At 56.9% G+C, this 24,729-nt stretch carries 22 protein-coding genes; 13 read left to right on the top strand and 9 right to left on the bottom strand.

The genetic code is table 11. The annotated features are described in order from the left end of the window. Positions 1 to 19 precede the first annotated feature (19 nt). The 4 genes from actP to ACLPGZ_RS10790 are packed head-to-tail and all read right to left on the bottom strand — an operon-like array spanning position 20 to position 4,400. Positions 20 to 1,588: a cation/acetate symporter ActP gene (gene actP, locus ACLPGZ_RS10805; protein WP_009461764.1), complete on the bottom strand. Its 1,569-nt coding sequence runs from the start codon at positions 1,586 to 1,588 to the stop codon at positions 20 to 22. Further along, on the bottom strand, positions 1,585 to 1,902 hold the full coding sequence (locus tag ACLPGZ_RS10800) for a DUF485 domain-containing protein (protein ID WP_026483405.1): 318 nt from the start codon (positions 1,900 to 1,902) through the stop codon (positions 1,585 to 1,587). The genes actP and ACLPGZ_RS10800 overlap by 4 nt, the downstream gene beginning before the upstream one ends. A 51-nt stretch (positions 1,903 to 1,953) precedes the next feature. Further along, on the bottom strand, positions 1,954 to 2,748 hold the full coding sequence (locus ACLPGZ_RS10795; protein ID WP_009461766.1) for a crotonase/enoyl-CoA hydratase family protein: 795 nt from the start codon (positions 2,746 to 2,748) through the stop codon (positions 1,954 to 1,956). 44 nt (positions 2,749 to 2,792) lie between these two features. Beyond that, positions 2,793 to 4,400 (bottom strand): long-chain-fatty-acid--CoA ligase, encoded by a 1,608-nt coding sequence (locus ACLPGZ_RS10790; protein ID WP_429641221.1) that lies wholly within the window; start codon positions 4,398 to 4,400, stop codon positions 2,793 to 2,795. 114 nt (positions 4,401 to 4,514) lie between these two features. Here ACLPGZ_RS10790 and ACLPGZ_RS10785 point away from each other — a divergent pair, with 114 nt between their 5' ends. Next, positions 4,515 to 5,567, top strand: coding sequence for a helix-turn-helix domain-containing protein (locus tag ACLPGZ_RS10785; protein WP_429641220.1), 1,053 nt, complete (start codon positions 4,515 to 4,517; stop codon positions 5,565 to 5,567). Between the two features lie 36 nt (positions 5,568 to 5,603). Here ACLPGZ_RS10785 and ACLPGZ_RS10780 read toward each other — a convergent pair whose 3' ends face one another. The 4 genes from ACLPGZ_RS10780 to ACLPGZ_RS10765 form a co-directional block, all read right to left on the bottom strand. Further along, positions 5,604 to 6,500 carry a recombination-associated protein RdgC gene (locus ACLPGZ_RS10780; RefSeq protein WP_009461768.1) on the bottom strand — a complete coding sequence of 299 codons (897 nt, stop codon included), beginning with the start codon at positions 6,498 to 6,500 and terminating at the stop codon, positions 5,604 to 5,606. Positions 6,501 to 6,667: 167 nt separating this feature from the next. Then, entirely contained in the window at positions 6,668 to 8,341 is a 1,674-nt protein-coding gene (locus tag ACLPGZ_RS10775) for an MFS transporter (protein WP_035272847.1), read from the bottom strand. Positions 8,342 to 8,345: 4 nt separating this feature from the next. Then, on the bottom strand, positions 8,346 to 9,803 hold the full coding sequence (locus ACLPGZ_RS10770; protein WP_083053418.1) for a sensor histidine kinase: 1,458 nt from the start codon (positions 9,801 to 9,803) through the stop codon (positions 8,346 to 8,348). A gap of 10 nt (positions 9,804 to 9,813) precedes the next feature. Then, on the bottom strand, positions 9,814 to 10,503 hold the full coding sequence (locus ACLPGZ_RS10765) for a response regulator transcription factor (RefSeq protein ID WP_003799515.1): 690 nt from the start codon (positions 10,501 to 10,503) through the stop codon (positions 9,814 to 9,816). Between the two features lie 206 nt (positions 10,504 to 10,709). Here ACLPGZ_RS10765 and recA point away from each other — a divergent pair, with 206 nt between their 5' ends. After that, positions 10,710 to 11,792, top strand: coding sequence for a recombinase RecA (gene recA / locus ACLPGZ_RS10760; protein WP_021446515.1), 1,083 nt, complete (start codon positions 10,710 to 10,712; stop codon positions 11,790 to 11,792). Continuing rightward, entirely contained in the window at positions 11,789 to 12,424 is a 636-nt protein-coding gene (recX, locus tag ACLPGZ_RS10755) for a recombination regulator RecX (protein WP_429641233.1), read from the top strand. The genes recA and recX overlap by 4 nt, the downstream gene beginning before the upstream one ends. 166 nt (positions 12,425 to 12,590) lie before the next feature. On the opposite strand, the gene ACLPGZ_RS10750 is transcribed toward recX, so the two are convergent. Further along, entirely contained in the window at positions 12,591 to 13,511 is a 921-nt protein-coding gene (locus ACLPGZ_RS10750) for a LysR family transcriptional regulator (RefSeq protein WP_026483398.1), read from the bottom strand. A 117-nt stretch (positions 13,512 to 13,628) separates the two neighbouring features. On the opposite strand from ACLPGZ_RS10750, the gene metE reads away from it, so the two are divergent. The 10 genes from metE to ACLPGZ_RS10700 all read left to right on the top strand — a co-directional run bounded on the left by metE (position 13,629) and on the right by ACLPGZ_RS10700 (position 24,717). Beyond that, positions 13,629 to 15,923 carry a 5-methyltetrahydropteroyltriglutamate--homocysteine S-methyltransferase gene (gene metE, locus ACLPGZ_RS10745; RefSeq protein ID WP_429641219.1) on the top strand — a complete coding sequence of 765 codons (2,295 nt, stop codon included), beginning with the start codon at positions 13,629 to 13,631 and terminating at the stop codon, positions 15,921 to 15,923. 272 nt (positions 15,924 to 16,195) lie between these two features. Beyond that, the gene (locus ACLPGZ_RS10740) at positions 16,196 to 16,774 is read left to right on the top strand and encodes a DUF2889 domain-containing protein (protein ID WP_035272843.1); all 579 of its coding nucleotides are present in this window, start codon (positions 16,196 to 16,198) and stop codon (positions 16,772 to 16,774) included. 84 nt (positions 16,775 to 16,858) lie between these two features. Continuing rightward, entirely contained in the window at positions 16,859 to 18,019 is a 1,161-nt protein-coding gene (gene sucC, locus ACLPGZ_RS10735; protein WP_009461782.1) for an ADP-forming succinate--CoA ligase subunit beta, read from the top strand. 21 nt (positions 18,020 to 18,040) lie between these two features. After that, positions 18,041 to 18,922 carry a succinate--CoA ligase subunit alpha gene (gene sucD, locus ACLPGZ_RS10730; RefSeq protein WP_009461784.1) on the top strand — a complete coding sequence of 294 codons (882 nt, stop codon included), beginning with the start codon at positions 18,041 to 18,043 and terminating at the stop codon, positions 18,920 to 18,922. Positions 18,923 to 19,224: 302 nt separating this feature from the next. Next, entirely contained in the window at positions 19,225 to 19,929 is a 705-nt protein-coding gene (locus tag ACLPGZ_RS10725; RefSeq protein ID WP_035272842.1) for a TerC family protein, read from the top strand. 4 nt (positions 19,930 to 19,933) lie between these two features. Next, entirely contained in the window at positions 19,934 to 20,059 is a 126-nt protein-coding gene (locus ACLPGZ_RS10720) for a hypothetical protein (protein WP_003799533.1), read from the top strand. Next, positions 20,056 to 21,018 carry a hydroxymethylbilane synthase gene (gene hemC / locus ACLPGZ_RS10715; RefSeq protein WP_268379957.1) on the top strand — a complete coding sequence of 321 codons (963 nt, stop codon included), beginning with the start codon at positions 20,056 to 20,058 and terminating at the stop codon, positions 21,016 to 21,018. Before ACLPGZ_RS10720 ends, hemC begins: the two co-directional genes overlap by 4 nt. Before the next feature lie 6 nt (positions 21,019 to 21,024). Next, complete coding sequence (locus ACLPGZ_RS10710) at positions 21,025 to 21,825, top strand: uroporphyrinogen-III synthase (protein WP_009461792.1); 801 nt, start codon at positions 21,025 to 21,027, stop codon at positions 21,823 to 21,825. 24 nt (positions 21,826 to 21,849) lie between these two features. Continuing rightward, entirely contained in the window at positions 21,850 to 23,208 is a 1,359-nt protein-coding gene (locus tag ACLPGZ_RS10705) for a uroporphyrinogen-III C-methyltransferase (protein WP_429641218.1), read from the top strand. 3 nt (positions 23,209 to 23,211) lie between these two features. Continuing rightward, on the top strand, positions 23,212 to 24,717 hold the full coding sequence (locus ACLPGZ_RS10700) for a heme biosynthesis HemY N-terminal domain-containing protein (RefSeq protein ID WP_429641216.1): 1,506 nt from the start codon (positions 23,212 to 23,214) through the stop codon (positions 24,715 to 24,717). The last annotated feature ends 12 nt before the right edge of the window (positions 24,718 to 24,729 follow it).

Raw genomic sequence — 24,729 nt, 5'->3', positions numbered from 1 at the left:
CCGCCAGAGTACCAAGTATCTAGTGAGAGACAGCGGCAATACCGACTGCAGTTTCAGCGCGGACCTGTTGGGCGTCAAAGCCATCCCGGTCTTCGCTGGCGCGGCGGCTGCTGTCCAGTTTCGATACAAAGTAAATCATGAAGAATGCCAAAGGCATGGAAATCAGGGTGGGGAAGTCGTAAGGGAATACGGCTTCGGAAAAGCCCAGAATGCGGACCCAGACGGCTGGCGACAGAATCACCAGGCCCAGGGCCACAAGCAGGCCGCTCAAACCGCCATAAATGGCACCACGAGTGGTCATCCCGCGCCAGTACATGGACATCAGCAAGACCGGGAAGTTGGCCGAGGCGGCAATACTGAAGGCCAGGGCAACCAGGAACGCCACGTTCTGGTCACGGAACAGCAGGCCCAGGAAAATAGCGACAATGCCAATGCCGATCGAAGCCAGACGGTTGACGCGCATGGCTTGCGAGGGGGTGACATCGTCGCGACGGATGACTTTGGCGTACAGATCATGTGCAACTGCCGAGGCACCGGCCAGGGTCAAACCACTGACCACGGCCAGAATCGTGGCAAAGGATACGGCGGCCAGCAAACCAAACAGCAGGTTGCCACCCAAAGCCGTTGCCAGGTGCATGATGGGCATGTTCGAGCCGCCCAGCACCATGCCGCCTACCTTGCCGTCCACATAGAACTCGGGGTAGTTGGGCAGGATGGCCATGGCAGCCAGACCCAGGAAGCAGATCACCACAAAGAAGACGCCCATCAAACCCGTTGCCACGAAGACCGATTTACGGGCCGCGCGTGCATCAGGCACCGTGAAGAAACGCATCATGATGTGAGGCAGACCGGCAATACCAAACACCAGTGACACTGCCAGAGACAGGCCCGAGAATGGATCAGCCATCAGCTTCCAGGGACCCTTCATGGCCGCGCCAGCCTGGTGATGTTCGGCCGCCGCACTGACCAGGGCGGAAAAGTCGAAGTTAAAGTAGTACAGGGCCAGGCCAGCCATCAAGAAGCCATTACCCATCATCAAGATAGCCTTGATGATTTGTACCCAGGTGGTTGCCACCATGCCACCCACCACGACGTACACCATCATGAGCAAGCCCACGGCCACCACGGCATAGGTGTAGTCAATGCCAAACAGCAGTTGCACCAGTTGTCCTGCGCCAACCATTTGCACGATCAGGTAGAACAGCACCACGGTCAGCGAGCTGATCGCGGTAAAGATGCGGGTGCTGCGTTCATCCAGGCGGTACGAGACGATGTCGCTCAGGGTGTAGCGACCCAGATTGCGCAAGCGCTCGGCAATCAGAAACATGATGACCGGCCAGCCCATGAAGGCGCAGACCGCATACAACAGCGAGTCAAAGCCGTTGGTAAAGGCCAGGGACGAAATACCCAGCAAGGTGGCGGCGGACATGTAGTCACCCACAATGGCCAGCCCATTTTGCGTGCCGGTAATGCCACCCCCGGCGGTGTAAAAGTCCGAGCTGGAACGAGTGCGCGACGAGGCCCAGTAGGTAATGCCCAGGGTCACGACCACAAAGGCGGCAAAAATCAGAATCGCTTGTGTATTCATGGGCGCACCTTTGCCAGTACACGTTCGCAAAGCGGATCAAAGCGCGTGTTGGCGACGTGGATATACACGCCTGTTAATAACCAGGACACAAAAATCAGTCCTACCCCGTACACCATGCCACTGTTGACAGCTCCTCCACTGCCCAGGTCATGGGTTAGAACGCCGGGCCAAAAAATGGCCGTCACGATAAACAGGCCGGTCAGCCCCAGGCAGATGCCGGCGCAGGCAAATGCCAGACGCCGACGCTGCGACTTGAGTTGCTCATATTCCTGTAGTCCGGCTAGTTGCCGGCTTAACTCTTGATGCGACAGCATGGTTTTGTCTCCGTATTGTTGTGATTACTGCCCATGTCCGCCTGGCCGATATTATTTGGTCGGCTTCACTTTATGAGCTTTCTTATTAACAAACTCCCCCAAGCGTTCCTGCACGTCCCGCCCGGTTTGAACTACTGCTGCCATCAAGCCCTCGGCAAAGAGGCCATCGGTGGCAGACATATCGGCAATGCGGCTGATCGAGCTGACAATGGCGTAGTTCGACAAGATGGCATTGCCTGCAATGCGCTGGGCCAGTTCCAGGCTCAGCTCATAGGCTGTTTTGGGGTTGGCTTCGTTGTTGCACACGTAGTGCGCCAGCCCCAGTCGCTCTCCTTCCACGGCATCGAGCACGCGGCCTGTCAGCATCAGTTCGATCATGCGGTTGGGAGAAATGATTTTTGCGGTGCGAACGGTCGCGCCACCGCCGGTGAAGATGCCGCGTGTGCCTTCAGGCAGGGCAAAGAAGGTGCTGCTGTCGGCCACGCGAATGTGCGCTGCGCTGGCCAGTTCCAGGCCTCCGCCCACGACCGCGCCTTGCAGGCAGGCAATGACGGGGATGCCGCCGTGTTCGATCTTGTCAAAAGCACGGTGCCAGCTTTGGCAGACGCGCAGAAAATCCACGGCGCCGCGTTCCTTGTCATGGTGTTCTTTCAGATCCAGGCCCGCGCAGAAATGGTCGCCTTCTGCCTTCATCAGAATGACCCGGATGTGCTCGGGGATATTGGAGAAGTACGCATCAATTTCAGCAATGGCATCTTCATCCAGGGCGTTGCGCTTGTGCGCCTTGTTCAGCGTGACAATTCCGATGTTGTCCAACTCGGTGGTGAGCAGGAAAGGGGCGGCCATAAAAAACTCCTTGTGTTACGTAAATGCGAGGGCAGTGGTGCAAATCAGCTGGGGTCGGCTTGATCCGCCAGCATTTTGCGCAGTGCCATTTTTTGAATCTTTCCAGTTGCCGTCATTGGCATCTGGTCGATGAAAATTACTTTGTCGGGTACGGACCAGCGGGTGACGCGATCCTGATAGCGCTCCAGCATGTGGGCCTCATCCAGCTCAGCGCCTTCGCGTGGCACCACGAACAGCACGGGGCGTTCGCCCCATTTGTCGTCGGCCTGGGCGATGCAGGCAGCCAGCTCAACCAAAGGCTCTTCCATGGCGATGTTCTCGATCTCGATCGAGGAGATCCATTCGCCACCGGACTTGATCACATCCTTGCTGCGGTCGGTAATGTAGACGTAGCCATCGGCGTCGATGGAGCCTACGTCGCCTGTGCGGAACCAGCCGTTTTCACTGGCCAGATCGGGTTTGCCGTAATAGCGGTCCATGATCCAGTTGCCCTGGATCAGCAGGTGGCCGCTGCTCTTGCCGTCGCGTGGCAAGGTGTTGCCTTCGTCGTCAACAGTTTTCAGGCGTGCGCCGAATAGGGCACGGCCTTGCGAGGCCAGCACGTGCTGCTTCTGGGTTTCGGGCAGATCGCTGTGTTTGGGCAGCAATTGGCACACCGTGCCCAGCGGCGAGGTTTCAGTCATGCCCCAGGCGTGGCGCACGGTAATGCCGTAGCCCGCCCAGGCGGCAATCATATTGGGTGGGCAAGCGGAACCGCCGATCAGGATGCGGCTCAGGGTGGTGAACTGCTTGCCATTGGCTTTGGCATAGTCCAGCACGGTTTTCCAGATGGTGGGTACACCGGCGGACAAGGTGACGCCAGCGCGTTCGCATAGGGAGTAAATGCGCTCTCCCTGCAAATTTGCACCGGGCAGAACAATTTTGGCTCCGGACATCAGGCCGGAGTAAGGCAGGCCCCAGGCATTAACGTGAAACATGGGGACCAAAGGCATGACGGCGTCAGCGCTGGCAATGCACAGTGCGTTCGGGTGGGCCGAGGCGTAGGCATGCAAGAGGGTGGAGCGATGGGTGTACAGGGCACCTTTGGGATCGCCCGTGGTGCCGGAGGTGTAGCACAGGCCGCTGGCGGTATTTTCATCAAACACAGGCCACTCAAAGCCCGTGCTGTCATTGCCCAGCCAGCTTTCGTATTCATCGGCCAAGGGGCCCTGAGCCTGGCTGCCCATGCGTACCCACTGCTTGACGGTGGGGCATTGGCCGCGCAGATAGCTGACCATTTCTTCAAAATGTTCGTCGTAGAACATCACCGTGTCTTGAGCATCATTGATGATGAAGGCAATTTGCTCGCGCGTCAGACGCGGGTTCACGGTGTGACAGATCAGACCGATGCCCGAGGTGGCGTAGTAAATTTCCAGATGGCGGTAGGTGTTCCATGCCAAAGTTGCCACGCGTTCGCCGGGCTGCAGGCCTTCTCGGCGCAGTCCCAAGGCCAGATCCTGAACCCGGTGGGCAAATTCAAGATAGCTGTAGCGATGAAGCTCGCCGTTATCCAAAGCGGTAACAATCTCCTGCTCAGGGTTATTCTCTACGGCGTGGGTGAGAATTGAACTGATGAGCAAGGGCATATGCATCATATTTCCAGTGCCTAACATGGTGATGTCTCCTTGTATTATGTGTGTCAGCATAGGATGGTTTAGCACCTTACCCAATAGCGAATACTGACGTCGAATATGCAAAAAGTGACAATCTTTGAGAGGTCATAGGAAATGAATGCTTTGCCCGGCACGCTCCCGGTGCCCGTTGATGCAGCCCATACCGCCACCGTGGCGCTGGATCTGGTTCAGGACTGGTTTCACAGCCTGCGCACCAGCTACTCCGAAGAGGTGCTGGATCACTGCCTGAAGCAGTCGGGCATCGTGAAAGACTTTATTGATCGGCCCGGCGCTCGTTTGACGCGAGATCAACTGGTGCGCCTGTATCAGGAAAGCGCCAGGAAAACGGGCGATGAGATGATGGGTTTCTGGACTCGGCCCATTCGGGCCGGGGCCTTGAAATACATTGTGCGCACCGTGCGGGATGCGCCATCCATCAATGTGGCCTTGTACCGTTTCACCCAGTTCTGGAATCTGCTGCTGGATGATTTCAGCCTGAATCTGATACGCACGGATAAAGAGTTGGGCATTGAGCTGGTACCGCGCTATCCCACCGCCTATGTGCATCGTTTCGGCCATGCCCTGATGCTGAAGCTGATGCACGGAATTGTGTCCTGGCTGATGGGGCGCGAGGTGCCGGTGCAGCAAGTGGCCTTTGCATTTCCCAGACCGGCTTTTGCGGCGGACTATTCGGTGCTGTTTCCCGCTTCAGTCAGTTTTGATGCGCCGTGCTCGCATATCTTGTTCGGCGTGGAGTTGGGGCAGGTACGGCCACAACGCACTCAGGTTGAGGCCAGAGCCTTTCTGGAGCGTGCGCCGCGTGACTGGATTTTTACCTCCTATCACGAGCATGCCTTGCGCCTGAAAGTACGGGAAATCTTGCATACCGATCTGGGCTACACCTTGCAGGATGTGTCCGGCAAATTGCATATGTCGGCGCGCACGCTGATACGCAGGCTGCAAGAAGAAGGCCTGTCGTTTCAGGGGATCAAGGATGAGCTGCGCCGAGATTTGGCGATTTTCAAATTGCTGCGCAAAGATATGTCGCTGGCTGAAATTGCTTACGCCTTGAAGTTCAGTTCGCCAGCGACATTTCACCGGGCTTTCCGCCATTGGACGGGCATGACGCCCGGTGTGTATCGCGCCGCCCAGCAGGAACTGGCCTGAAGGGCGGTTCAGCCAAGCAGGCTGTGTGGTCCGGGCTTACTTGCGTTCGCCGCCCAGGACTTCGACCAGATCGCTGATCATCTTGGCCAGCTCGGAGGTCATCAAGGTCATGTCAGCGTCAAAGATTTCGTCATCGTTGACGGCCGTCACATCTTGTTTTTCAGTCAGGATGTCCAGCGGGGCCACGCGTTTGACGTCCAGCGCATCGGTCAGCACAAAGCTGATGCGATCTGCCCAGGTCATGGCCAAACGGGTGCATTGCTTGCCGGCTTCAACGTGCTTGCGCACTTCGTCAATGTCGGCGCTTTGCTTCACGTAGCGTACGGCAGCACCGCTATCGCCGGTGGAGCGCAGTTCCGTGTCCTGGTCCACAGTAAAGTTGGCCAGTTGCTCTTCGTCCACCAGCCAGGAGGTCATGGCGGCACCGGGTGATTGCTCGGTATACAGAGGCTGCACGGGGAAAGGTTCCACGCTCTTGGCCAGCAGGCCCAGAACTTCGTCGCTCTTGGCGGTAGCCGCGGCATCAATAGCCAGCCAGTGGTTGCGGGTATCCAGCCAGACGCGGGTGTCGCGCGAGACGGCGAAGGCACGAGGCATCAAGTCCACAATGACTTGTTCCTTGATTTCCTTCATTTGCTTGCGGCCAGGTTTGTAGCCTTGCTGCTCTTCGATATCACGAGCCTTTTCACGAGCGACTTGGTTGATCACTGTGGTGGGTAGCAGCTTCTTTTCGGCGCGCAGAGCGATCAGGTACTGACCGTTAACTTCGTGCACCAGAGCACTGTTCTCGCGTGGGCTGACCCAGCCCAGGCTTAGCGGTTCCTGGCTGGAACCAGGGGTGAAGCTGTGTTTGGAAAGAGCTTCTTCCAGCTCTTCGGCGGAACATACCCAGTCGGGGGAGAGGCGATAGATGCGTAGATTCTTAAACCACATGGATACGAAGATAAATAAACAGAAGAAAAAGGGCGGGCGTAAAGCCCGAGGCAATGTTCGATTGTACGCGCAGATCTTCCTGTGTCGCCCCGCCATTTACGGACCCTTGCATTTGCTTGACAGAGCGCGGGAAATGGCCGGTGCAACGCGTTTTTTGCCTGGACTGGCTAACGATTGATGTCGTTATGGCGGGTTTCGCGCACAAAGGGCGCACCAATCGCAACCGTCACCAGACAGATCAGAATCGGGTACCACAAACCATCGTAAATATTGCCAGTGACGGCAATCATGGCAAAGGACAGGGTGGGCAAAAAGCCCCCGAACCAGCCATTGCCAATGTGATAGGGCAGGCTCATGGAGGTGTAGCGGATGCGGATCGGGAACATCTCCACCAGCATGGCCGCAATGGGGCCGTAGACCGCGGTTACCAGCCCCACCAGATAGGTCAGCAGGACCACCAGCATCACTTTATTGATCTGCTCCGGGTCTGCGCCGTCCGGGTAGCCGTACTGGCGCATGGTCTGAGTCAGCTCATTGCGCAGCTCTTGCGAGTGACGGGCAAAATCGGCGCGGCTCAGATGTCCGCCTTCAAAACCATCGATCACATGATCGCCAATGCGTACCTGGGCCACCTGACCGGGCGAACCCTTGACGTTGTTGTAGCTGACCGCGTGGCTGGCCATGTAGGATTTCACGATATCGCAAGAGCTGGTGAAGGTGTGGCTGCCCACCGGATTGAACTGGAAGGAACAACTGGCCGGGTCGGTAATGACAGTGACGGGCGCGTTGCGCTGCGCCTGGACCAAAGCAGGGTTGGCAAAATAGGCCAGGCCCTGGAATACCGGGTAGTAGGTCAGGGCGGCCAGCAAACAGCCCGTCAGGATGATGGGCTTGCGCCCGATTTGATCCGACAGCCAGCCAAAAAAGATAAATAGCGGGGTGGCCAGTAGCAGTGAAATTACCATCAAGGTTTGCGCCAAGGTGGCATGCAAACCCAGCATTTGGGTAATGAAGAACAAGGCGTAAAACTGTCCCGTGTACCAGACCACGCCTTGGCCGGCCGTCAGGCCGAACAGCGCCAGCAAGGCGATGCGCAGATTCGCCCAGCGCCCGAAGGATTCGGTAATGGGCGAGGTCGACAGCGTGCCTTCTTCCTTGATGTGCTGGAAGGCAGGTGACTCTTTCAGGTTCATCCGTATCCAGACGGAAATCGCCAGCAGCAGCACGGAAATCAGAAAGGGAATGCGCCAGCCCCAAACCACAAATGCTTCTTCCCCGACCAGACTGCGTATGCCCATGATGACCAGCAGGGACAGCAGCAAACCCACGGATGCCGTGGTCTGAATCCAGCTGGTGTAAAAACCGCGACGGTGCTGGGGTGCGTACTCAGCCACATAGGTGGCGGCACCGCCGTATTCGCCACCCATGGCCAGGCCTTGCAGCAGACGCAGGACGATCAGCATGATGGGGGCGGCAATCCCGATGGCTTCATAACTGGGTAGTACGCCGACCAAAAAGGTGGACAGGCCCATCAGCAGGATGGTGATCAGAAAGGTGTACTTGCGGCCCACGCGGTCGCCAATACGACCAAAGAGCAAGGCTCCAAAGGGGCGTACGGCAAAACCGGCGGCAAAGGCCAACAAGGCAAAGATAAAGCCGGCTGTCGGGTTAACAGCGGAAAAGAAGTGTTGCGCCAGAATGGCGGCCATGGAGCCGTACAGGTAGAAGTCGTACCACTCGAACATGGTGCCCAGGGCGGAGGCAAAAATAACTTTGCGGCCTTGGGTGTCCAGCTTGTTCTTGGCTTTCGGGAAGGTTGCACTGGTGATTGTCTGGGGCATGTACTCAGGCTCTCCAAGGCAAAGACAGTGGGAAACTGACGCGCAAGCGCAGGCCGCTTTCCTGGCCCCCAGTCAGTGGCATGAAGTCGATGGAGGCGCCGTGAATGTCGGCAATCTCCCGCACAATGGCCAGCCCCAGGCCACTACCGTCTGCCTGGTTGCCCATGATGCGATAAAAACGATCAAAAATTCGTGCTTTATGTTCCGTGGGAATGCCGGGGCCGTTGTCCTCGATTTCCAACCAGCCCTTGCCTTGCGTCTGGCCGGTACGCATGGTGATCCAGCCGCCAGCAGGGGTGTAAATCAGGGCGTTATCCAGCAAATTGTTGATCAGCTCATCGAGCAGGACCGGATCCGCTTGCAAGAGGATGGCTTTTGCCGTGTTTTCCAGCCCCAGATCCAGCCCCAGCTTCAAGGCATCGGGCACACGCTGGCCTACATGCAATTCAGTCAGGGTATTCAGGTCCAGGGTTTGTTTGGTAGGGGCGTACAGGGCATCGCTGCTTTCGGCACGGGCCAAGGCCAACATTTGGGTGACCAGGCGCGTGGCCCGGTCGGTGCCGCGTACCAGTTGTTGCAAGCTGGCTTCGGTCTGCTTGGGGTCGCGCTCGCGCAGGGCCAGTTCGGCTTGGGTGCGTATCCCCGCCAGCGGCGTTTTCAACTGGTGGGCCGCATTGGCCACAAACTGCCTTTGAGTGGCTGAAAATTGTGCCTGCTGGGCCAGGAGTCCATTCATGGCATCAATCAGCGGCACAATTTCGGCAGGTGCCTGCTCTTGATCTACCGGCGATAAATCACCGGGCGCACGAGCACGCAAGCGCGCTTGCAGCAGGTTCAGCGGCTCCAGGCCATGTGTCAGCCCCAGGCCCGCCAGCATGGCCGCCAACGGTACCAGAATGAATTGCGGTGTCAGCATCCCGATCAGAATTTCTCTGTGTAGCACCGCTCTATGTTCATTGGTTTCGGCAGCAACCGCCAGAAAGGGCGTGTCGTTTTTGTCCTTGCCCCCCCAGACATAGGCCAGCCGCAGGCTTTGATCATCCAGAATAACGTCCCGGTAGCGCAGCAGGTCGGTGTCATATCCCCAACTGTCGGGAACCGGCAAATTCGCGTTGCCAGCCAGTGGCTCGCCATTGGCATCGCGGATTTGCCATAGCGTAGGGGTCGGGCTTTCCTGACGCAAAATTGTCTGTGCCCCGTGCGATAAATGGATGGGCTGGCTCAGATCCTGATGGCTGATTTCCACCCGCAACAAGTCCAGGTGATCGCGCAAGGTGCGGTCGTAGGGGGAGTTCGCAATGTGCTGGGCGATGAAGTAGGTAATGACAATGCCTACCGTCCACAGCAGAAACAAAGGCCCGAAAATCCAGATCATGATCTTGTGGATGAGCGGGCGCGGTGCGACACGCTTGCTTTTGGCAGGCGCAGCCGTGTTGTGGGATGGGGGCGTAGCGTGCTGCATGGACGATCCTTTAGGCTGGAGCGTCTTCTCGCAGTTTTTCCGGTTCCAGACAGTATCCCAGACCACGCACGGTCAGGATGCGTACGCCGCTAGGCTCCAGTTTTTTGCGCAGGCGGTGGATATAGACCTCGATGGCGTTAGGGGTGACTTCCTCACCCCACTCACAGAGCAGATCCACAAACTGGTTCTTGCTGATCATGCGACCGCTGCGCGACAGGAAAATCTCCAGCAAGCTGGTTTCACGCGCCGACAGCTCCAGGGGCTGATTGTCTATATAAGCCATGCGACCTTTCAGGTCGAAGCTCAAGCGCTTGTGATGCAGCAAGGCGCTGCTGGTGCCGGTACTGCGACGCGTCAGGGCGCGTACACGGGCTTCCAGCTCGGTCAGGGCAAAGGGTTTGGACATATAGTCGTCCGCGCCCAGGTCCAGACCGCGCACGCGCTGTTCTACGGTGTCGCTGGCTGTCAGAATCAGTACGGGGAGCGTGTCCTGACGCTGTCGGATAGACTGCAGCACCGACAGGCCGGGCTTTTTGGGCAGGTCCAGATCCAGGATCAGAAGGTCAAAGCTTTGCAGCTGCAAGGCCGAGTCGGCGCTATCGCCATCGTGCACGACGTCAACCGCATAGCCTTCGTAGCGTAAGGAGCGAGAAAGTCCATCCGCGAGAATACTGTCGTCTTCAGCTATGAGTATGCGCATGACCCTACACAAACAGATGATTGAATGGCTGTTCGGCATTGTTGCACAAGGCTGTAAGGCTGGTCAGTAGGGGATAACGATGGCGGCTAGTTAATTTATTTGAATATCTGTGTATATATACAGTATAATTTGATGCAATAATTAGGTTTGATTTTTAATTGCCGTGCCCGTCCGTTGGGGCGCCATTCCACAGTCAAGGATTTTTCATGGACGATAAAAACAGCAAAGCAGTGGCCTCGGAACGTTCCAAAGCGCTGGCCGCCGCTCTGTCGCAAATCGAAAAGCAGTTCGGCAAGGGTTCGATCATGCGTTATGGCGACGACAACGTCGAGCATGACATCCAGGTGGTCTCCACGGGTTCCTTGGGTCTGGACATTGCTTTGGGCGTCGGTGGTCTGCCACGTGGTCGCGTTATTGAAATTTACGGCCCGGAATCTTCGGGTAAAACCACGCTGACCCTGCAAGTGATTGCAGAGATGCAAAAGCTCAAAGGCACATGTGCCTTTATTGACGCCGAACACGCGCTGGACGTGCAATATGCTCAAAAACTGGGCGTGAACCTGGGCGATCTGTTGATCTCCCAGCCTGATACCGGCGAGCAGGCTCTGGAAATTACCGAAGCCCTGGTGCGTTCGGGTTCGGTAGACCTGATCGTTATCGACTCGGTGGCCGCCTTGACTCCCAAGGCTGAAATCGAAGGCGATATGGGCGATTCCTTGCCTGGTCTGCAGGCCCGTCTGATGAGCCAGGCCCTGCGTAAATTGACGGCCACCATCAAACGCGCTAACTGCATGGTCATCTTCATTAACCAGATCCGTATGAAGATTGGCGTCATGTTCGGCAACCCTGAAACCACCACGGGTGGTAACGCGCTGAAGTTTTACTCCTCCGTGCGTCTGGATATTCGCCGTATCGGTTCCATCAAGCGTGGCGACGAAATGGTGGGTAACGAGACCCGCGTTAAAGTGGTCAAGAACAAGGTTGCGCCTCCTTTCAAGCAAACCGAATTCGACATTATGTATGGCAGCGGTATTTCCCGCGAAGGCGAGATTATCGATCTGGGCGTACAAACTGGCGTGGTCGACAAGGCAGGTGCCTGGTATAGCTACGACGGCAACCGCATTGGTCAGGGTAAGGACAATGTGCGCGAATTCCTGAAAGAGCGCCCCGAGTTGGCCCGCGAAATCGAAAACAAAGTGCGTGAAAAGCTGGGCGTTGCCCTGATGAGCGCTGCTGTCAGCCGTCCAGCCGCTGCTCCTGTGGTTGATCCGGCCGAGGGAGAAGTCTGATTTTTCCCCCAGAGTTCGATGACGAACCCTTTGAGACAGACCCGGAGGAAATCCGGGAACGTAAACAAGCTCAAAGGGAGCGCGTTGCTGCGCTTTCTGCCCGGCCCACTCGGGCGGGCAGAAACGTAGAAGAAAGCTCGGGTGATGATGCTCCGGCTGCGGAAAAGACAGCCCCGTCCAAACGGCCGGGGCTGTCTCTTAAAGCCAGAGCTTTGAATTTTTTATCCCGACGCGAATACTCGCGCCTGGAGTTGGGCCGCCGTCTGGCACCCCATGCAGAAACCGCTGAAGAAGTGGAAGCTTTGCTCGACGCCCTGGTCGAACAGAAGTGGCTGTCCAACGAGCGCTTCGCACATAGCGTCGTCAATCGCCGTGCCTCGCGTGTGGGCACCCGAGTCATTCTGCAAGAACTGCGCCAGCATGGCGTGGATGTGGAACAGACCGAAATCATCAAAGAAGAATTGATGGCGACCGAGCTGGAACGGGCCAAGCAAGTGTGGGGCAAGAAATTCAGTGCGCCGCCCGATGACCCCCGCAGTTACGCCAAGCAATATCGCTTCATGGCCAGCCGAGGCTTCTCGGGCCGTATCTTGCAGCAGATTCTGGGTGATTGGGAAGACGATCCGGCTTGAATAAGCCATCTGCAATGCTTCGTTTTGCTGTGTTTCTTGCTTGTCTGCTGCCGCCATCAAAAACGTGGTCTCTCTCGTTCAAGGTGGCATGAGCCCGCCCGCCTGTACTTTTCCTCTATCTATATAGTGCTTGCAACAGAGTTTTGCCATGCCATTGCTAAATGGCTCAAGACTGCGCCGCCACGATTCCTTGCAGGCTTTTGAAGCAGGTCTCTCGTGCCTGTGCCAAAAAGGCCTGCACATAGTCCGCTTGTAAATCCTCACTACGTACCGTGGCGTATAGCGTGCGCCAGATACCGTGCTCTCCCAAACGGCAAGTGCGAATCGAGGCCGGGTTCAAGAACTCCGTCAAGGCCCAGTTTGGCAGCGCCGTCACACCGCGCTGGCTGGCAACCAGTTGCACGATCATGGGCGTTAGCTCGGCCTGCCGAATAGCAGCGGGCTCTACATCGGCTGGCGTCAGGAATTGCGTAAAAATATCCAGACGATTGCGTTCTACCGGGTAGGTAATCAGAACCTGATCGGTCAATTGGAAAGGTTCTACATAGCGGTACTGCGACAAGGGGTGCTGGTTGGAGACAGCCAGCACCAGCTCGTAGCGGAACAGGGGTTCGTAATGGACAGCCGGATTGTCCTGCGGGTCCGAGGTGATCACCACATCCAGATCCCCGCGCATCAAGGCGGGCAAGGGCGCAAAGGAAAAAGCCGCGCTCAAGTCCAGCGTGACGTCAGGCCATTGCTGCCTGAATGCGTCCAGTGCTGGCATCAGCCATTGAAAGCAGGAGTGGCAATCAATGGCCACATGCAGGCGTCCCGTGCGTCCGGCGGCCAGTCTTTGCAAATCGCGCTCGGTGGCGCGTACACGCGGCAGGATGTCATCGGCCAGCGTCAGGATACGCAGGGCAGCGGTGGTCAGGCGGGCAGGGCGGGTGCGGCGGTTCAGCAATTGCACTTGAAGCCGCACTTCCAGGTCGCGGAGCTGGTGCGAGAGGGCGGACTGCGTAACATGCAGGCGCTCGGCGGCTTCTTGCAAGCTGCCGCTGTCGCGGATGGCGCTCAGGGTTTCGAGATGGCGGATTTCAAGCATGTTGAGGAAAACTCATGATTAGCATGGTGTATTTGATTTTTTTTCAAATAAGTATACAGGCACAATAGATTTCAAGCGCCTGATACGGGCCTTTTATTTCTAATTTATGGGCTTACTATGACTATTATTCATAATCTGGGTTTTCCTCGCATGGGCGCGCAGCGCGAATTGAAGCGCTCTTTGGAAGCCTATTGGGCCGGTCAGGTAAGCCAGCAAGAGCTTTTGGAAACAGGCAAAGCCTTGCGCGCCCAGCATTGGGGTTTGCAAGGCAAGGCTGGGCTGGATACGGTGCCTGTGGGCGATTTTGCCTGGTATGACCAGATTCTGGAGTGGAGCACCTTGCTGGGAGCGGTTCCCGCCCGTTTCGGCCAGGCTGAAAATGCACCCGTGTCATTGGATACCTTGTTTCGCATGGCGCGTGGCCGTGCGCCCAGCGGCACCCCTGCCGCAGCTTGTGAAATGACCAAGTGGTTCGATACAAACTACCACTACATCGTGCCCGAATTCACACCAGGTCAAAGCTTCCGGATTGCCCGTGAATTCTTGTTTGAGCAGATTGAAGAGGCCAAGGCTCTGGGGCACAAGGTCAAGCCCGTGATTCCCGGACCCTTGACCTGGTTGTGGCTGGGCAAGGGCGATGCCTATGAGGGCTTGGCAGATGCGGGCAAGCTGGCCTTGCTGGATACTTTGCTGCCTGTGTATGAACAAGTGCTGGCCCGTTTCAAAGTTCAGGGTGTGGAATGGGTACAGATTGACGAACCTGTTCTGGTTCTGGATTTGCCTCAAGCGTGGCAAGACGCTTTCCGTCGCGTCTATCAAGGTCTGAATCAATCCGGCTTGAAGCTGCTGCTGGCGACTTATTTTGATGATCTGCATGAGAACGTCGCGGTATTGAAGGATTTGCCCGTGGCGGGTGTGCATGTGGATGCTGTGCGTGCTCCGGCTGCTTTGCAGGCCGTACAAGCGGTATTGGGGCAAGACCAGGTGCTGTCTGCCGGTGTGATTTCGGGTCGGGATATTTGGCGCACCGATCTGCAAAAAACGGTTCAAGCCTTGAAGCCCTTGAAAGCGGCTTTGGGCGAGCGCCTGTGGATTGCGCCATCCTGCTCGCTGCTGCATGTCCCTGTGGATGTGCAAAGTGAAACCGGCCTGGACGCTGAATTGAAGAGCTGGCTGTCCTTTGCGGTGCAAAAACTGGATGAGCTGAAACTGTTGCAAGGATTGCTGGATGGCACTTTGGACGAAGCGGGTCAGCAAGCGGTTCAAGCTCAGCAAGCTGCTTTGCAAACGCGCCGTGAGTCCAAGCGCACGCATAATCCTGCCGTACAAGCCCAGATGGTCAAGATTGACCAGCTCAAGCGTCAACGTACGCCCTTCGCGCAGCGTATCCAGGCCCAGCGCAACAAGCTGAAGTTACCCGCCTATCCCACCACCACGATTGGTTCGTTTCCTCAGACTACGGAAATTCGTACTGCTCGCCGCGACTGGCGTGGGGGAGCCCTGAGTGATGCGGCTTATGAAAAAGCCATGCAGGCAGAAATCGAGCAAGTTATTCGTTTTCAGGAGCGGATCGGTCTGGACGTGCTGGTGCATGGTGAGGCCGAGCGCAACGATATGGTGGAATACTTTGGTGAACTGCTGGGTGGTTTCGCCTTTACACAAAACGGTTGGGTACAAAGCTACGGGTCGCGTTGCGTAAAGCCGCCTATTATTTTTGGGGATGTGCTGCGCATCACGCCAATGAGTGTGGCCTGGTCCTCCTACGCCCAATCACTGACTGATCGGCCCGTCAAAGGCATGTTGACGGGGCCAGTGACGATGTTGCAGTGGTCTTTTGTTCGTGACGACCAGCCCCGTGCCGATACTTGCCGCCAGCTGGCTTTGGCCTTGCGGGATGAAGTTTCTGATCTGGAACAGGCCGGCATTCGTGTCATCCAGCTGGATGAACCCGCTTTTCGTGAAGGCTTGCCGCTCCGTCAGGGTGATTGGCAGGCCTACCTGGATTGGGCGGTGGATTGCTTTCGCCTGTCCACCAGCGCGGTGTCCGATGAAACCCAGATTCACACGCATATGTGCTACTCGGAGTTCAACGACATCATGCAGTCCATTGCCGATATGGACGCGGATGTGATCACGATTGAAACCTCGCGTTCCAATATGCTCTTGCTGGATGCCTTCGAGAATTTTGAGTATCCCAACCATATTGGCCCTGGCGTTTATGACATTCACTCGCCCAATGTGCCTGATAAGGATTGGATGGTGCGCTTGATGGGGGAGGCGGCCAAGCGCTTGCCCGCCGACCGTTTGTGGGTGAATCCCGACTGTGGTTTGAAGACGCGGGCTTGGTCTGAAACTGAGGCTGCCTTGCTGGCCATGGTGGATGCGGCCAAAGCATTGCGGGCGGCAGCCTGATTTGGTGCAGGCTTAAAATAAGCCGCTTGAATAGATTGACAGGGCAGGGCGCTTTTCGTCCTGCCACCCGATTTCCCAGGCTGGATGAAAACGACCGCCCGTCAGGTGGTCGTTTTTTTCATGCAAATTTGGTATACCGTAGGATCGACGCCGCGTAGATCCTGTGTTTGGCCCGCTTGGGATGCGCTTACAGATTATGTAAGTGGCTGATACGGAACATACGAGGTGCGTTATACTTGATCAGTTTCAATCTTGCCGCCCCGTTCATATCAATGCCTTTGCCCCCGCCGTCCGTCGCCCGTGAACCATTGCATACGCGTACCATCACGGTAGAGTCGTTTGCACGGGAAGATGGCCTCTGGGACCTGGAGGCCTCGCTGCTGGATGTGAAGTCCTACGACTTTCCCATACGCAACGGCCAAACCCATAAGGCAGGTGATCCTGTCCACCTGATGCATCTGCGTATCACTATCGATAGCAGCTTTGCCATTGTGGATGCCGTGGCGGTCTACGATGCAGCCCCTTACCAGGACAACTGTTCGTCCATTGCGGACGCCTACCAGAAGTTGGTGGGCCTGAATTTGCTCAAGCAGTTTCGTCAGGGTGTCAAAGAGCGCTTTGGGCGTTCGGCTGGCTGTACGCACATGAGCGAGCTGGCACAAGTGTTGCCAACCGCCGCCGTACAAACCATGGCCGGGCGACGTCGCAGCAGCGGGGAATCAGAGATTTATCGCACCGACAAGCAGCCTTTCCATCTGGATGGCTGCCATGCCTTGCGTTTGAGCGGTCCCGTGGTTGAGGAGTTTTATCCCGTCTGGTATCGACCTAAAGTCACAGACGGGGTGGATTAGTTTTTTGTTTTAGTCAGGTCTCGGGCTCAGGCCTGGAGTTCCTGCCTTCTTTTTTTATTGTGTTTTTAGACTGACAGGTATCACATGAAAATTCACGAATATCAGGGCAAAGCACTGCTTAAGCAGTTTGGCGTTGCCGTGCCACGCGGAATTCCTGCCTTCTCCGTCGATGAAGCGGTTGCAGCTGCGCAGGAGCTGGGTGGCTCTGTGTGGGTTGTCAAAGCCCAGATTCACGCCGGTGGCCGTGGCAAGGGCGGTGGCGTCAAGCTGGCTCGCTCGATGGACGAAGTGCGTCAACTGGCCTCGGAAATCCTGGGCATGCAGCTGATCACTCACCAAACTGGCCCTGAAGGCCAGAAAGTGGGTCGCCTGCTGATCGAGGAAGGCGCGGACATCAAGAAGGAATACTACGTCGGTATCGTTACCGACCGTGCTACCCAGCGCGTGGCCGTGATGGCTTCCAGCGAAGGCGGCATGGAAATTGAAGAAGTGGCCGAGCGCGACCCCGACGCCATTCTGAAAGAATTCGTGGACCCTGCTGTTGGCCTGACCAACGAGCAAGCCACCAAGCTGGCTCGCGGTATCGGCGTTCCTGACGCTTCTATCGAAAAAGCCGTTGCTGAATTCCAGAAGCTGTACAAGTGCTACACCGAAACCGACGCTGAACTGGCCGAGATCAACCCTCTGATCCTGACCGGCTCGGGCGACATCATCGCTCTGGACGCCAAGTTCAACTTCGACGGCAACGCTTTGTTCCGTCACCCCGATATCGTGGCTTTCCGCGACCTGGCTGAAGAAGATCCTGCTGAAGTTGAAGCCAGCAAGTACGACTTGGCCTACATCCAGCTGGACGGCAACATCGGCTGCCTGGTGAACGGTGCAGGTCTGGCCATGGCGACCATGGACACCATCAAGCTGTTTGGCGGCGAGCCTGCCAACTTCCTGGACGTGGGCGGTGGCGCTACGGCCGAAAAAGTTACTGAAGCCTTCAAGATCATGTTGGCCAACAAGGGCGTCAAAGCCATTCTGGTTAACATCTTCGGCGGCATCATGCGCTGCGACGTGATCGCTGAAGGCGTGATCGCTGCGTGCAAGGCCGTCAACCTGAACGTGCCTCTGGTGGTACGCATGAAGGGTACCAACGAAGAGCTGGGCAAGAAAATGCTGGCCGATTCCGGTCTGCCCATCATCAGTGCTGACACCATGGCCGAAGCGGCGACTGCTGTTGTCGCTGCCGCCAAGTAAGAAAAGGTTGAGGATTAGCAAATGTCGATTCTGATCAATAAAGACACCAAAGTCATCACGCAAGGGATCACCGGCAAGACCGGCCAGTTCCATACCCGCATGTGCCGTGAATACGGTAACGGCATGGAAGCCTTTGTGGCTGGCGTGAACCCCAAGCGTGCTGGTGAGGATTTCGAAGGTGTACCTATTTACGCCTCCGTGTCCGACGCCAAGGCTGAAACTGGCGCAACTGTGTCGGTTATCTACGTTCCGCCCGCAGGTGCTGCGGCTGCCATCTGGGAAGCTGTTGAAGCTGACCTGGACCTGGTTATCTGCATTACCGAAGGCATCCCTGTTCGCGACATGCTGGAAGTGCGCAACCGCATGCGCGCAGAAAACCGCAAAACCCTGTTGTTGGGCCCGAACTGCCCCGGTCTGATCACTCCTGACGAGCTGAAGATCGGTATCATGCCCGGCCACATTCACCGCAAGGGCCGCATCGGTGTGGTCAGCCGCTCCGGCACGCTGACATACGAAGCCGTTGCTCAAGTAACCGAACTGGGCCTGGGTCAATCCTCGGCTGTCGGTATCGGTGGCGACCCAATCAACGGTCTGAAGCACATCGACGTGCTCAAGATGTTCAACGACGATCCTGATACCGATGCCGTTATCATGATTGGCGAGATCGGCGGTCCAGACGAAGTCAACGCGGCTTTGTGGGCTAAAGACAATATGACCAAGCCTGTTGTTGGCTTTATCGCTGGTGTGACAGCGCCTCCCGGAAAACGCATGGGTCACGCCGGTGCCCTGATCTCCGGTGGTGCCGACACGGCCGACGCCAAGCTGGAAGTGATGGAAGCTTGCGGTATTCGTACCACTCGCAACCCATCCGAAATGGGCAAGCTGCTCAAAGAAGTGCTGTAAAAATGTAGTACCAGGGCCCGCTTTGGCGGGCTCTTTGTCTGGCTGCCCTGTGCAGCCGGGCAAAATTGGCCAGCCGGTTTCGTCAAGAAAAACACCACAACCCGGCGCATTCCTTCCCGAATCTGGCCAGCCTGATCATGCTCAAACGAATCAAGTAAGAAAAAGAAGCCCCGATGTTGCACAGGCTAGGATTAGTTTGCTGTTTTAAGGGGCATTGTTGTCTTGGGACAGCCTGGCGGCAGAAAAAGAACGTTTGTCCCGCGGCTGGGAAGAGAACTCACGTTTAGCTATACGGGAACGAAATGATTGAATTCCTCCAAACCCTGCATTGGGGTTCACTGTTTCAAATTGTACTGATTGATATTTTGCTCGGTGGCGACAATGCCGTCGTGATCGCACTTGCCTGTCGCAACTTGCCCAAGCAGCAGCGCATGCAAGGCATTTTGTGGGGGACCGCAGGCGCAATTATCCTGCGTGTAGTCCTGATTTTCTTTGCTCTGACCTTATTGGATCTGCCATTTTTGAAAGTGGTGGGTGGTCTTTTGCTCATGTGGATCGGTATCAAGCTGCTGATGCCGGACGACGACGCACACGGCAATATTCAAGGGGGCGGAACCATCTGGGCTGCCGTCAAAACCATCATCATCGCGGATTTCGTGATGAGCCTGGATAACGTGATTGCCATTGCCGGTGCAGCACAAAACGCGCACCTGGATCATCAACTGGGCTACGTGATCTTTGGTTTATTGCTAAGTGTCCCCATTATTGTCTGGGGCAGCACCCTGGTTTTGAAACTGATCGACCGTTTCCCTATTGTCGTCACCCTGGGCGGTGCCTTGCTGGGCTGGATTGCAGGCGGCATGCTGGTCACGGACAAGATTGTGGAAAATCAATTTGGCGTGCAGCCCCAGCCTGTTAAACTCGGGGTCGAGATTGTTTGTGCCTTATTAGTGGTGGCGCTGGGCAAATGGCTGGCGCACCGTAAAGGTTCTACCAAGGAAGCTTAGTTCTATGGCAATTTTTAAATCCTCCGACGCCAAAGGTCAGGAAAGCGGTTTGTCCCTGCTGCAAGGCTTAGGGATCCTGGCCATTATCGGTATTGTTGCTGCCGCCATCGTGCGCTATTTTGCTGCATGACCGCTGTGGCTTCTACTCCTCAGGAATTGGTTATTGCCACTCGTGCCAGTCAACTGGCCTTGTGGCAAGCCAAGCATGTTCGCGACCTTTTGCAGCAGCTGTACCCGCAGTGCAAGGTGTCCTTGCTGGAAATGACAACCCGTGGTGACCAGATTCTGGATCGTACGCTGTCCAAAGTGGGTGGCAAGGGCCTGTTTGTCAAAGAGCTGGAAACCGCCTTGCTGGATGGCCGCGCCCATCTGGCGGTGCATTCCCTGAAAGACGTGCCGGTGGTGTTGCCCGAGTCCTTTGACCTGCCCATCATCATGGAGCGGGACGACCCACGCGATGCTTTTGTTTCCAATACTTATCCCAATCTTGCGGCTTTACCTGCTGGTGCCATCGTAGGCACTTCCAGTTTGCGCCGCGAGTCTCAGATTCGAGAGCGCTACCCGCACCTGGACATCCGTCCCCTGCGTGGCAATGTCCAGACCCGTTTGTCCAAGCTGGATCGTGGCGATTACGACGCCATTATTCTGGCTTCGGCTGGTTTGCGTCGTCTGGAATTGGCCGAGCGTATTCGCGATTACATCTCGACCGAAGACAGCTTGCCTGCCGCCGGGCAGGGGGCCTTGGGCATCGAAATCCTGAAAACTCGTACCGATGTGGCTCAATGGTTGGCGCCTTTGGCGCATTCCACCAGCCACGTATGTGCCTTGGCCGAGCGTGCCGTATCGCGTGCCTTGGGTGGTTCCTGTCAGGTGCCATTGGCGGCTTATGCCACCCTGAATGGCGAGGAGCTGAGCCTGAGCGGCCTGGTTGCCGAACCTGATGGCTCCACGGTGTACCGCGCTCAGATCACGGGTGCGGCCAAAGATGCGGAAGCCTTGGGTCTGTCGCTGGCGGAAGATCTGAAGCAGCAAGGTGCTCAAGCCATTCTGGATCGCTTGCTTACGGAACAGCCCGCAGAAGGCGAGTAAAGCGGCATGAATCTGCCCTGTGTATTACTGACCCGCCCCGCGGGACGGAACGAAACCCTGTCGGCTGCCTTGGCCGCGCAGGGTTTTTCTTCCTTGCTTATGCCCGCCTTGAGCCTGGAAGCGCAAAACCTGTCCGAAGAACAATGGCAAGATCCCAAGGATTTTGACCTGGTGCTCTTTGTAAGCAGCAGTGCGGTCAATTTTTACTTTGCGGCTTTGCAAGCGCGCGGCCAACGCTGGCCTGACAAGGTATTGCTGGCTGCTGTTGGTTTTGCTACCGCCGCCTGTTTGCGCGCCCAGCCGGGCGTTTCCCCAGATGCCGTACTTCACCCTGAAAATACGGATTCCTTGCAGGACTCAGAGGCTCTGTGGGCGGTGCTGGAGCCCCGACTGGCACAATTTGAGCGGGTTCTGATTGTGCGTGGTCATAGCGGTCGTGAATGGTTGGGACAGCAACTGGAAAATCACGGTATTCAGGTCCAGCGCCTGGCGATTTACCAGCGTAGCCCCGCCCAGTGGAGTACAGAGCAGGGCCGTCAAATTCGTGACAGTTTGCAGGCGGGCCGTCTGGCCGTGCTGCTCAGCAGTTCTCAAAGCGCCGATGCGGTTTTCGCCAATGTACAAAGCCTGGGTTTACTGGATGTTTGGGCGCAATGCGCCTATGTAGTCATACATCCGCGTATTGAAGAACATTTACAGTCCTTATTGTTGCAGGCTGGAATCGCAGCGCCACCAATGGTAAAAAGGTGTACGCCAGACGATGATGACATTGTCGCTGCCTTGATGGCGGTGCTCTCGCGCGATTAGCCTCACACGGATTACAATCTTGCCATGAACGATAAAACAGAGAACGCATCCGCAAGCGAACCGGAGACTCCCATTTCCAGCCCAGCCAATACAGCGGCTCCTCGTCCGTATTCCGAACCCAAAGACAGCACCACTGCGCCGCAAAAGCGTAAAAGTGGCGCGGGTCCGGCTTATGCTTTGACGGCTGTTGTGGTGGTGCTGGCCGCTGCCGGTCTTTGGTACCAGAATTCATTGCTGGAAAAGCATAAGGCCGAGCTGCAAGCCCAGCTGGCGACCAATATCAACACGACAGAGCAGGCGCGCCAAACCGCGCAGCAGGCCCTGGCCTTGGCGCAGCGTCAATCCGACAAGCTTGCCCAGCTGGAAAAATCCTTTAACGATTCCACCGAACAGTTTCATGATCTGAGCCAAGCCTTCCAGACCATGACAGACAGCGGGTCGGAACTGGTTTTGCTGAATGATATTGATCACTTGGCCACGATTGCGCAGCAACAGCTGATGCTGGGTGGCAATGTGGCCAATGCCATCGTTTCTCTGGAAGCTGCTCAGGCGCAATTGGCTCGTGCCAATCGCGTCGGTCTGGCTTCCTTGCAACAAACACTGAATGGCGATCTGGAACGCCTGCGCGCCGCTGCCACGGTGGATGTGGCCTCCTTGTCGCGTCAACTGGATACCTTGTCGCGCTACGTCTCGGAAGCGCCTTTGCTGGTGCCGGATGACGTTGCCAGTGGTGCGAATACTGAAGCGCTGGACTTGCAGTCCGACGTTCAGGAACCTACGGAACTGGCCGCTGATGCCCCTTGGTGGGAGCGCAGCTGGAATACGGTGGAACAGTGGGGTAGCAGCGCCTGGCGCTCGGTCAGCCACGATCTGGGGCAGTTTGTCTCCATCCGTCGTGTCGACGATGCCGCCGCCTTGCTGATGTCGCCGGATCAGGCTGCCCGTCTGCGAGAGAACCTGCGTCTGCGCATTATGGCCGCCCAACTGGCCATGATGATGAATCAGTCCGCCGTCTGGCAGACCGAGCTGAACGCAGTCGCGACGGCGCTGGAAAAACGCTTTGATACGCAATCCGGTCAGGTTCAGCAGGCCTTGCGTCTGACCCGCCAATTGCAGGACACCCGCATCGGTGCTCGTTTGCCTACCGTGAATAACACCCTGGCGGCCATTGAGAGCCTGCGTCAGGCTCAGGCCGGCCGTAGTCAGGACAATGCCGACGACTCCACGACCGAGCAGGGCGATACGGACCCTATTTTGTCCGACCCTCCTCAATCCACAGAACCTGCCAGCCAGGAGGAGCCCGCTGCTCCTGCTGCCGAACAGACTGAGTCTGCGACTCCCGCTCAATCCGAGACGGAACAGCCGGCTCAGGCGCAGGGGTAAGGTATGCGTACTTGGTTTTGGACTCTCATCTTATTTATCGCTGCGGTCGCGCTGGCTCTGGTCTTGCGTGAACACGCCGGTAATGTCTATTTGGTCACGCCGCATTATCTGGCACGTGCCTCGCTGACTTACGTGGTCCTGTGCACGCTGGGGCTGTTCATCGTGCTGTACGTACTGCTGCGCCTGCTGGCCTGGTTCAGCGATGGTCCGGAGCGTTTCCGCCTGTGGCGTGGTCGTCGCGCTCAACGCCGTGACCAGGCTTTGCTGGAAACTGGCTGGATCAGCATTCTGGAAGGTCGTTACGAGCAAGCTGAAAAAGACTTGATGAAGCTGATGAGCAAAACCCGCTCGCAGTCCAGCAAAGTCGTGGCAGGCTTGGCAGCAGCGCGTGCTGCGCATTACCAAGGTCAGATTGCTCAACGTGACGAAGCCTTGGCCGCCGCTCGTGCTGCCGCTGGCGATGATGCCCGTTTGAAAGAGGCCAGTGCCGTGGCTTCGGCCGAGCTGTACCTGGATCAGAATCGTACCGAAGAAGCCATCGAGCTGCTGCAGGATTTGCAGGATGCCAGTTCGCGCCACTTGCACGCCACTCGTTTGTTGTTGCGCGCCTATCGCCAGCAAGGTAATGCCGAGCGTGTTTACGAGTTGACTCGTTTGCTGGTGCGCCGCAGTGGGATCGAACGTCAAGAGGCACTGAACCACATCGAATTTGCCGCTGCTGCTCGTTTGCGTGTGGGTGGTGCTGAGCAGTTCAAGGCCTTATGGTCGGATCTGAAGTCCGAAGAAAAGATCCTGCCCGGCGTCGCGCTGGAAGCTGCCCTGATTCAAGAACATGAAGGCAATTATGAAGAAGCCGGTCGTATCCTGGAGCCTGCGATTGCAGCCAGTTTCGACAGCCGCTTGCTGGAAGCCTACGCCCAGTGCCCACCTGAATATGTGGGCCGCCGCTTGGCCAAGGCCGAAGAGTGGCTGCGCAGTCAGCCCAACAATCCGGTCTTGCTGTCCACTTTGGGCCATCTGTGCCTGACCAGCCAATTGTGGGGGCAGGGCGAGCATTACCTGCTGCGCAGCCTGAAAATCCAGGGTGATCTGCGTAATCACGCTTTGTTGGGTAATCTGTACGACAGCCTGGGTCGCCATGACGAAGCCGTCTCTTACTGGCGCAAGGCCGCCTCCATGGCCGGCACCTTACCGATTCTGGCGGTCAGCACGGCTTTGCCAGCAGCAGACACTCGCCATGACCCTAGCCATACCGACGCAGACAGCCTGCCATCGCAGGATGACGGCGATCTGCCGCATTACACCTATGCCGCTAGCGTCGTGGCCGAGGACCTGCCGGATCAGGGCCGTCCATTGCCTGTTGTGGCCGAGCCAGTGCCTCCTGCTGCCACGCCTTCGCAAGACAGCTTGAGCTCCTCTTCGGATCTGGATGATTACTTTGATACGGCTCCCATCCCTGGGGTCGATCTCTCTCAAACTTCGGATCGTCCTCGACGCTCCAACGATTAATTTCTTTTATTT

It is taken from the genome of Alcaligenes sp. Me129 (genome assembly GCF_050487245.1).
Taxonomy (GTDB): Bacteria; Pseudomonadota; Gammaproteobacteria; order Burkholderiales; family Burkholderiaceae_B; genus Alcaligenes; species Alcaligenes phenolicus.
The sequence above is the reverse complement of the archived record's forward strand: the minus strand, read 5'-3'. Positions and strand labels throughout refer to the sequence as shown.

What these genes read in the sequence shown, in the direction of transcription:
- ACLPGZ_RS10750 (WP_026483398.1), bottom strand. Translation starts at nt 13,511, where the DNA reads ATGCTTGAAATCCGCCATCTCGAAACCCTGAGCGCCATCCGCGACAGC.
- ACLPGZ_RS10720 (WP_003799533.1), top strand. Translation starts at nt 19,934, where the DNA reads ATGGCAATTTTTAAATCCTCCGACGCCAAAGGTCAGGAAAGCGGTTTG.
- ACLPGZ_RS10740 (WP_035272843.1), top strand. Translation starts at nt 16,196, where the DNA reads ATGCCTTTGCCCCCGCCGTCCGTCGCCCGTGAACCATTGCATACGCGT.
- sucC (WP_009461782.1), top strand. Translation starts at nt 16,859, where the DNA reads ATGAAAATTCACGAATATCAGGGCAAAGCACTGCTTAAGCAGTTTGGC.
- ACLPGZ_RS10800 (WP_026483405.1), bottom strand. Translation starts at nt 1,902, where the DNA reads ATGCTGTCGCATCAAGAGTTAAGCCGGCAACTAGCCGGACTACAGGAA.
- ACLPGZ_RS10770 (WP_083053418.1), bottom strand. Translation starts at nt 9,803, where the DNA reads ATGCAGCACGCTACGCCCCCATCCCACAACACGGCTGCGCCTGCCAAA.
- actP (WP_009461764.1), bottom strand. Translation starts at nt 1,588, where the DNA reads ATGAATACACAAGCGATTCTGATTTTTGCCGCCTTTGTGGTCGTGACC.
- ACLPGZ_RS10700 (WP_429641216.1), top strand. Translation starts at nt 23,212, where the DNA reads ATGCGTACTTGGTTTTGGACTCTCATCTTATTTATCGCTGCGGTCGCG.
- ACLPGZ_RS10795 (WP_009461766.1), bottom strand. Translation starts at nt 2,748, where the DNA reads ATGGCCGCCCCTTTCCTGCTCACCACCGAGTTGGACAACATCGGAATT.
- ACLPGZ_RS10790 (WP_429641221.1), bottom strand. Translation starts at nt 4,400, where the DNA reads ATGTTAGGCACTGGAAATATGATGCATATGCCCTTGCTCATCAGTTCA.
- hemC (WP_268379957.1), top strand. Translation starts at nt 20,056, where the DNA reads ATGACCGCTGTGGCTTCTACTCCTCAGGAATTGGTTATTGCCACTCGT.
- sucD (WP_009461784.1), top strand. Translation starts at nt 18,041, where the DNA reads ATGTCGATTCTGATCAATAAAGACACCAAAGTCATCACGCAAGGGATC.
- ACLPGZ_RS10765 (WP_003799515.1), bottom strand. Translation starts at nt 10,503, where the DNA reads ATGCGCATACTCATAGCTGAAGACGACAGTATTCTCGCGGATGGACTT.
- recA (WP_021446515.1), top strand. Translation starts at nt 10,710, where the DNA reads ATGGACGATAAAAACAGCAAAGCAGTGGCCTCGGAACGTTCCAAAGCG.
- ACLPGZ_RS10785 (WP_429641220.1), top strand. Translation starts at nt 4,515, where the DNA reads ATGAATGCTTTGCCCGGCACGCTCCCGGTGCCCGTTGATGCAGCCCAT.
- ACLPGZ_RS10710 (WP_009461792.1), top strand. Translation starts at nt 21,025, where the DNA reads ATGAATCTGCCCTGTGTATTACTGACCCGCCCCGCGGGACGGAACGAA.
- ACLPGZ_RS10780 (WP_009461768.1), bottom strand. Translation starts at nt 6,500, where the DNA reads ATGTGGTTTAAGAATCTACGCATCTATCGCCTCTCCCCCGACTGGGTA.
- ACLPGZ_RS10775 (WP_035272847.1), bottom strand. Translation starts at nt 8,341, where the DNA reads ATGCCCCAGACAATCACCAGTGCAACCTTCCCGAAAGCCAAGAACAAG.
- ACLPGZ_RS10705 (WP_429641218.1), top strand. Translation starts at nt 21,850, where the DNA reads ATGAACGATAAAACAGAGAACGCATCCGCAAGCGAACCGGAGACTCCC.
- ACLPGZ_RS10725 (WP_035272842.1), top strand. Translation starts at nt 19,225, where the DNA reads ATGATTGAATTCCTCCAAACCCTGCATTGGGGTTCACTGTTTCAAATT.
- metE (WP_429641219.1), top strand. Translation starts at nt 13,629, where the DNA reads ATGACTATTATTCATAATCTGGGTTTTCCTCGCATGGGCGCGCAGCGC.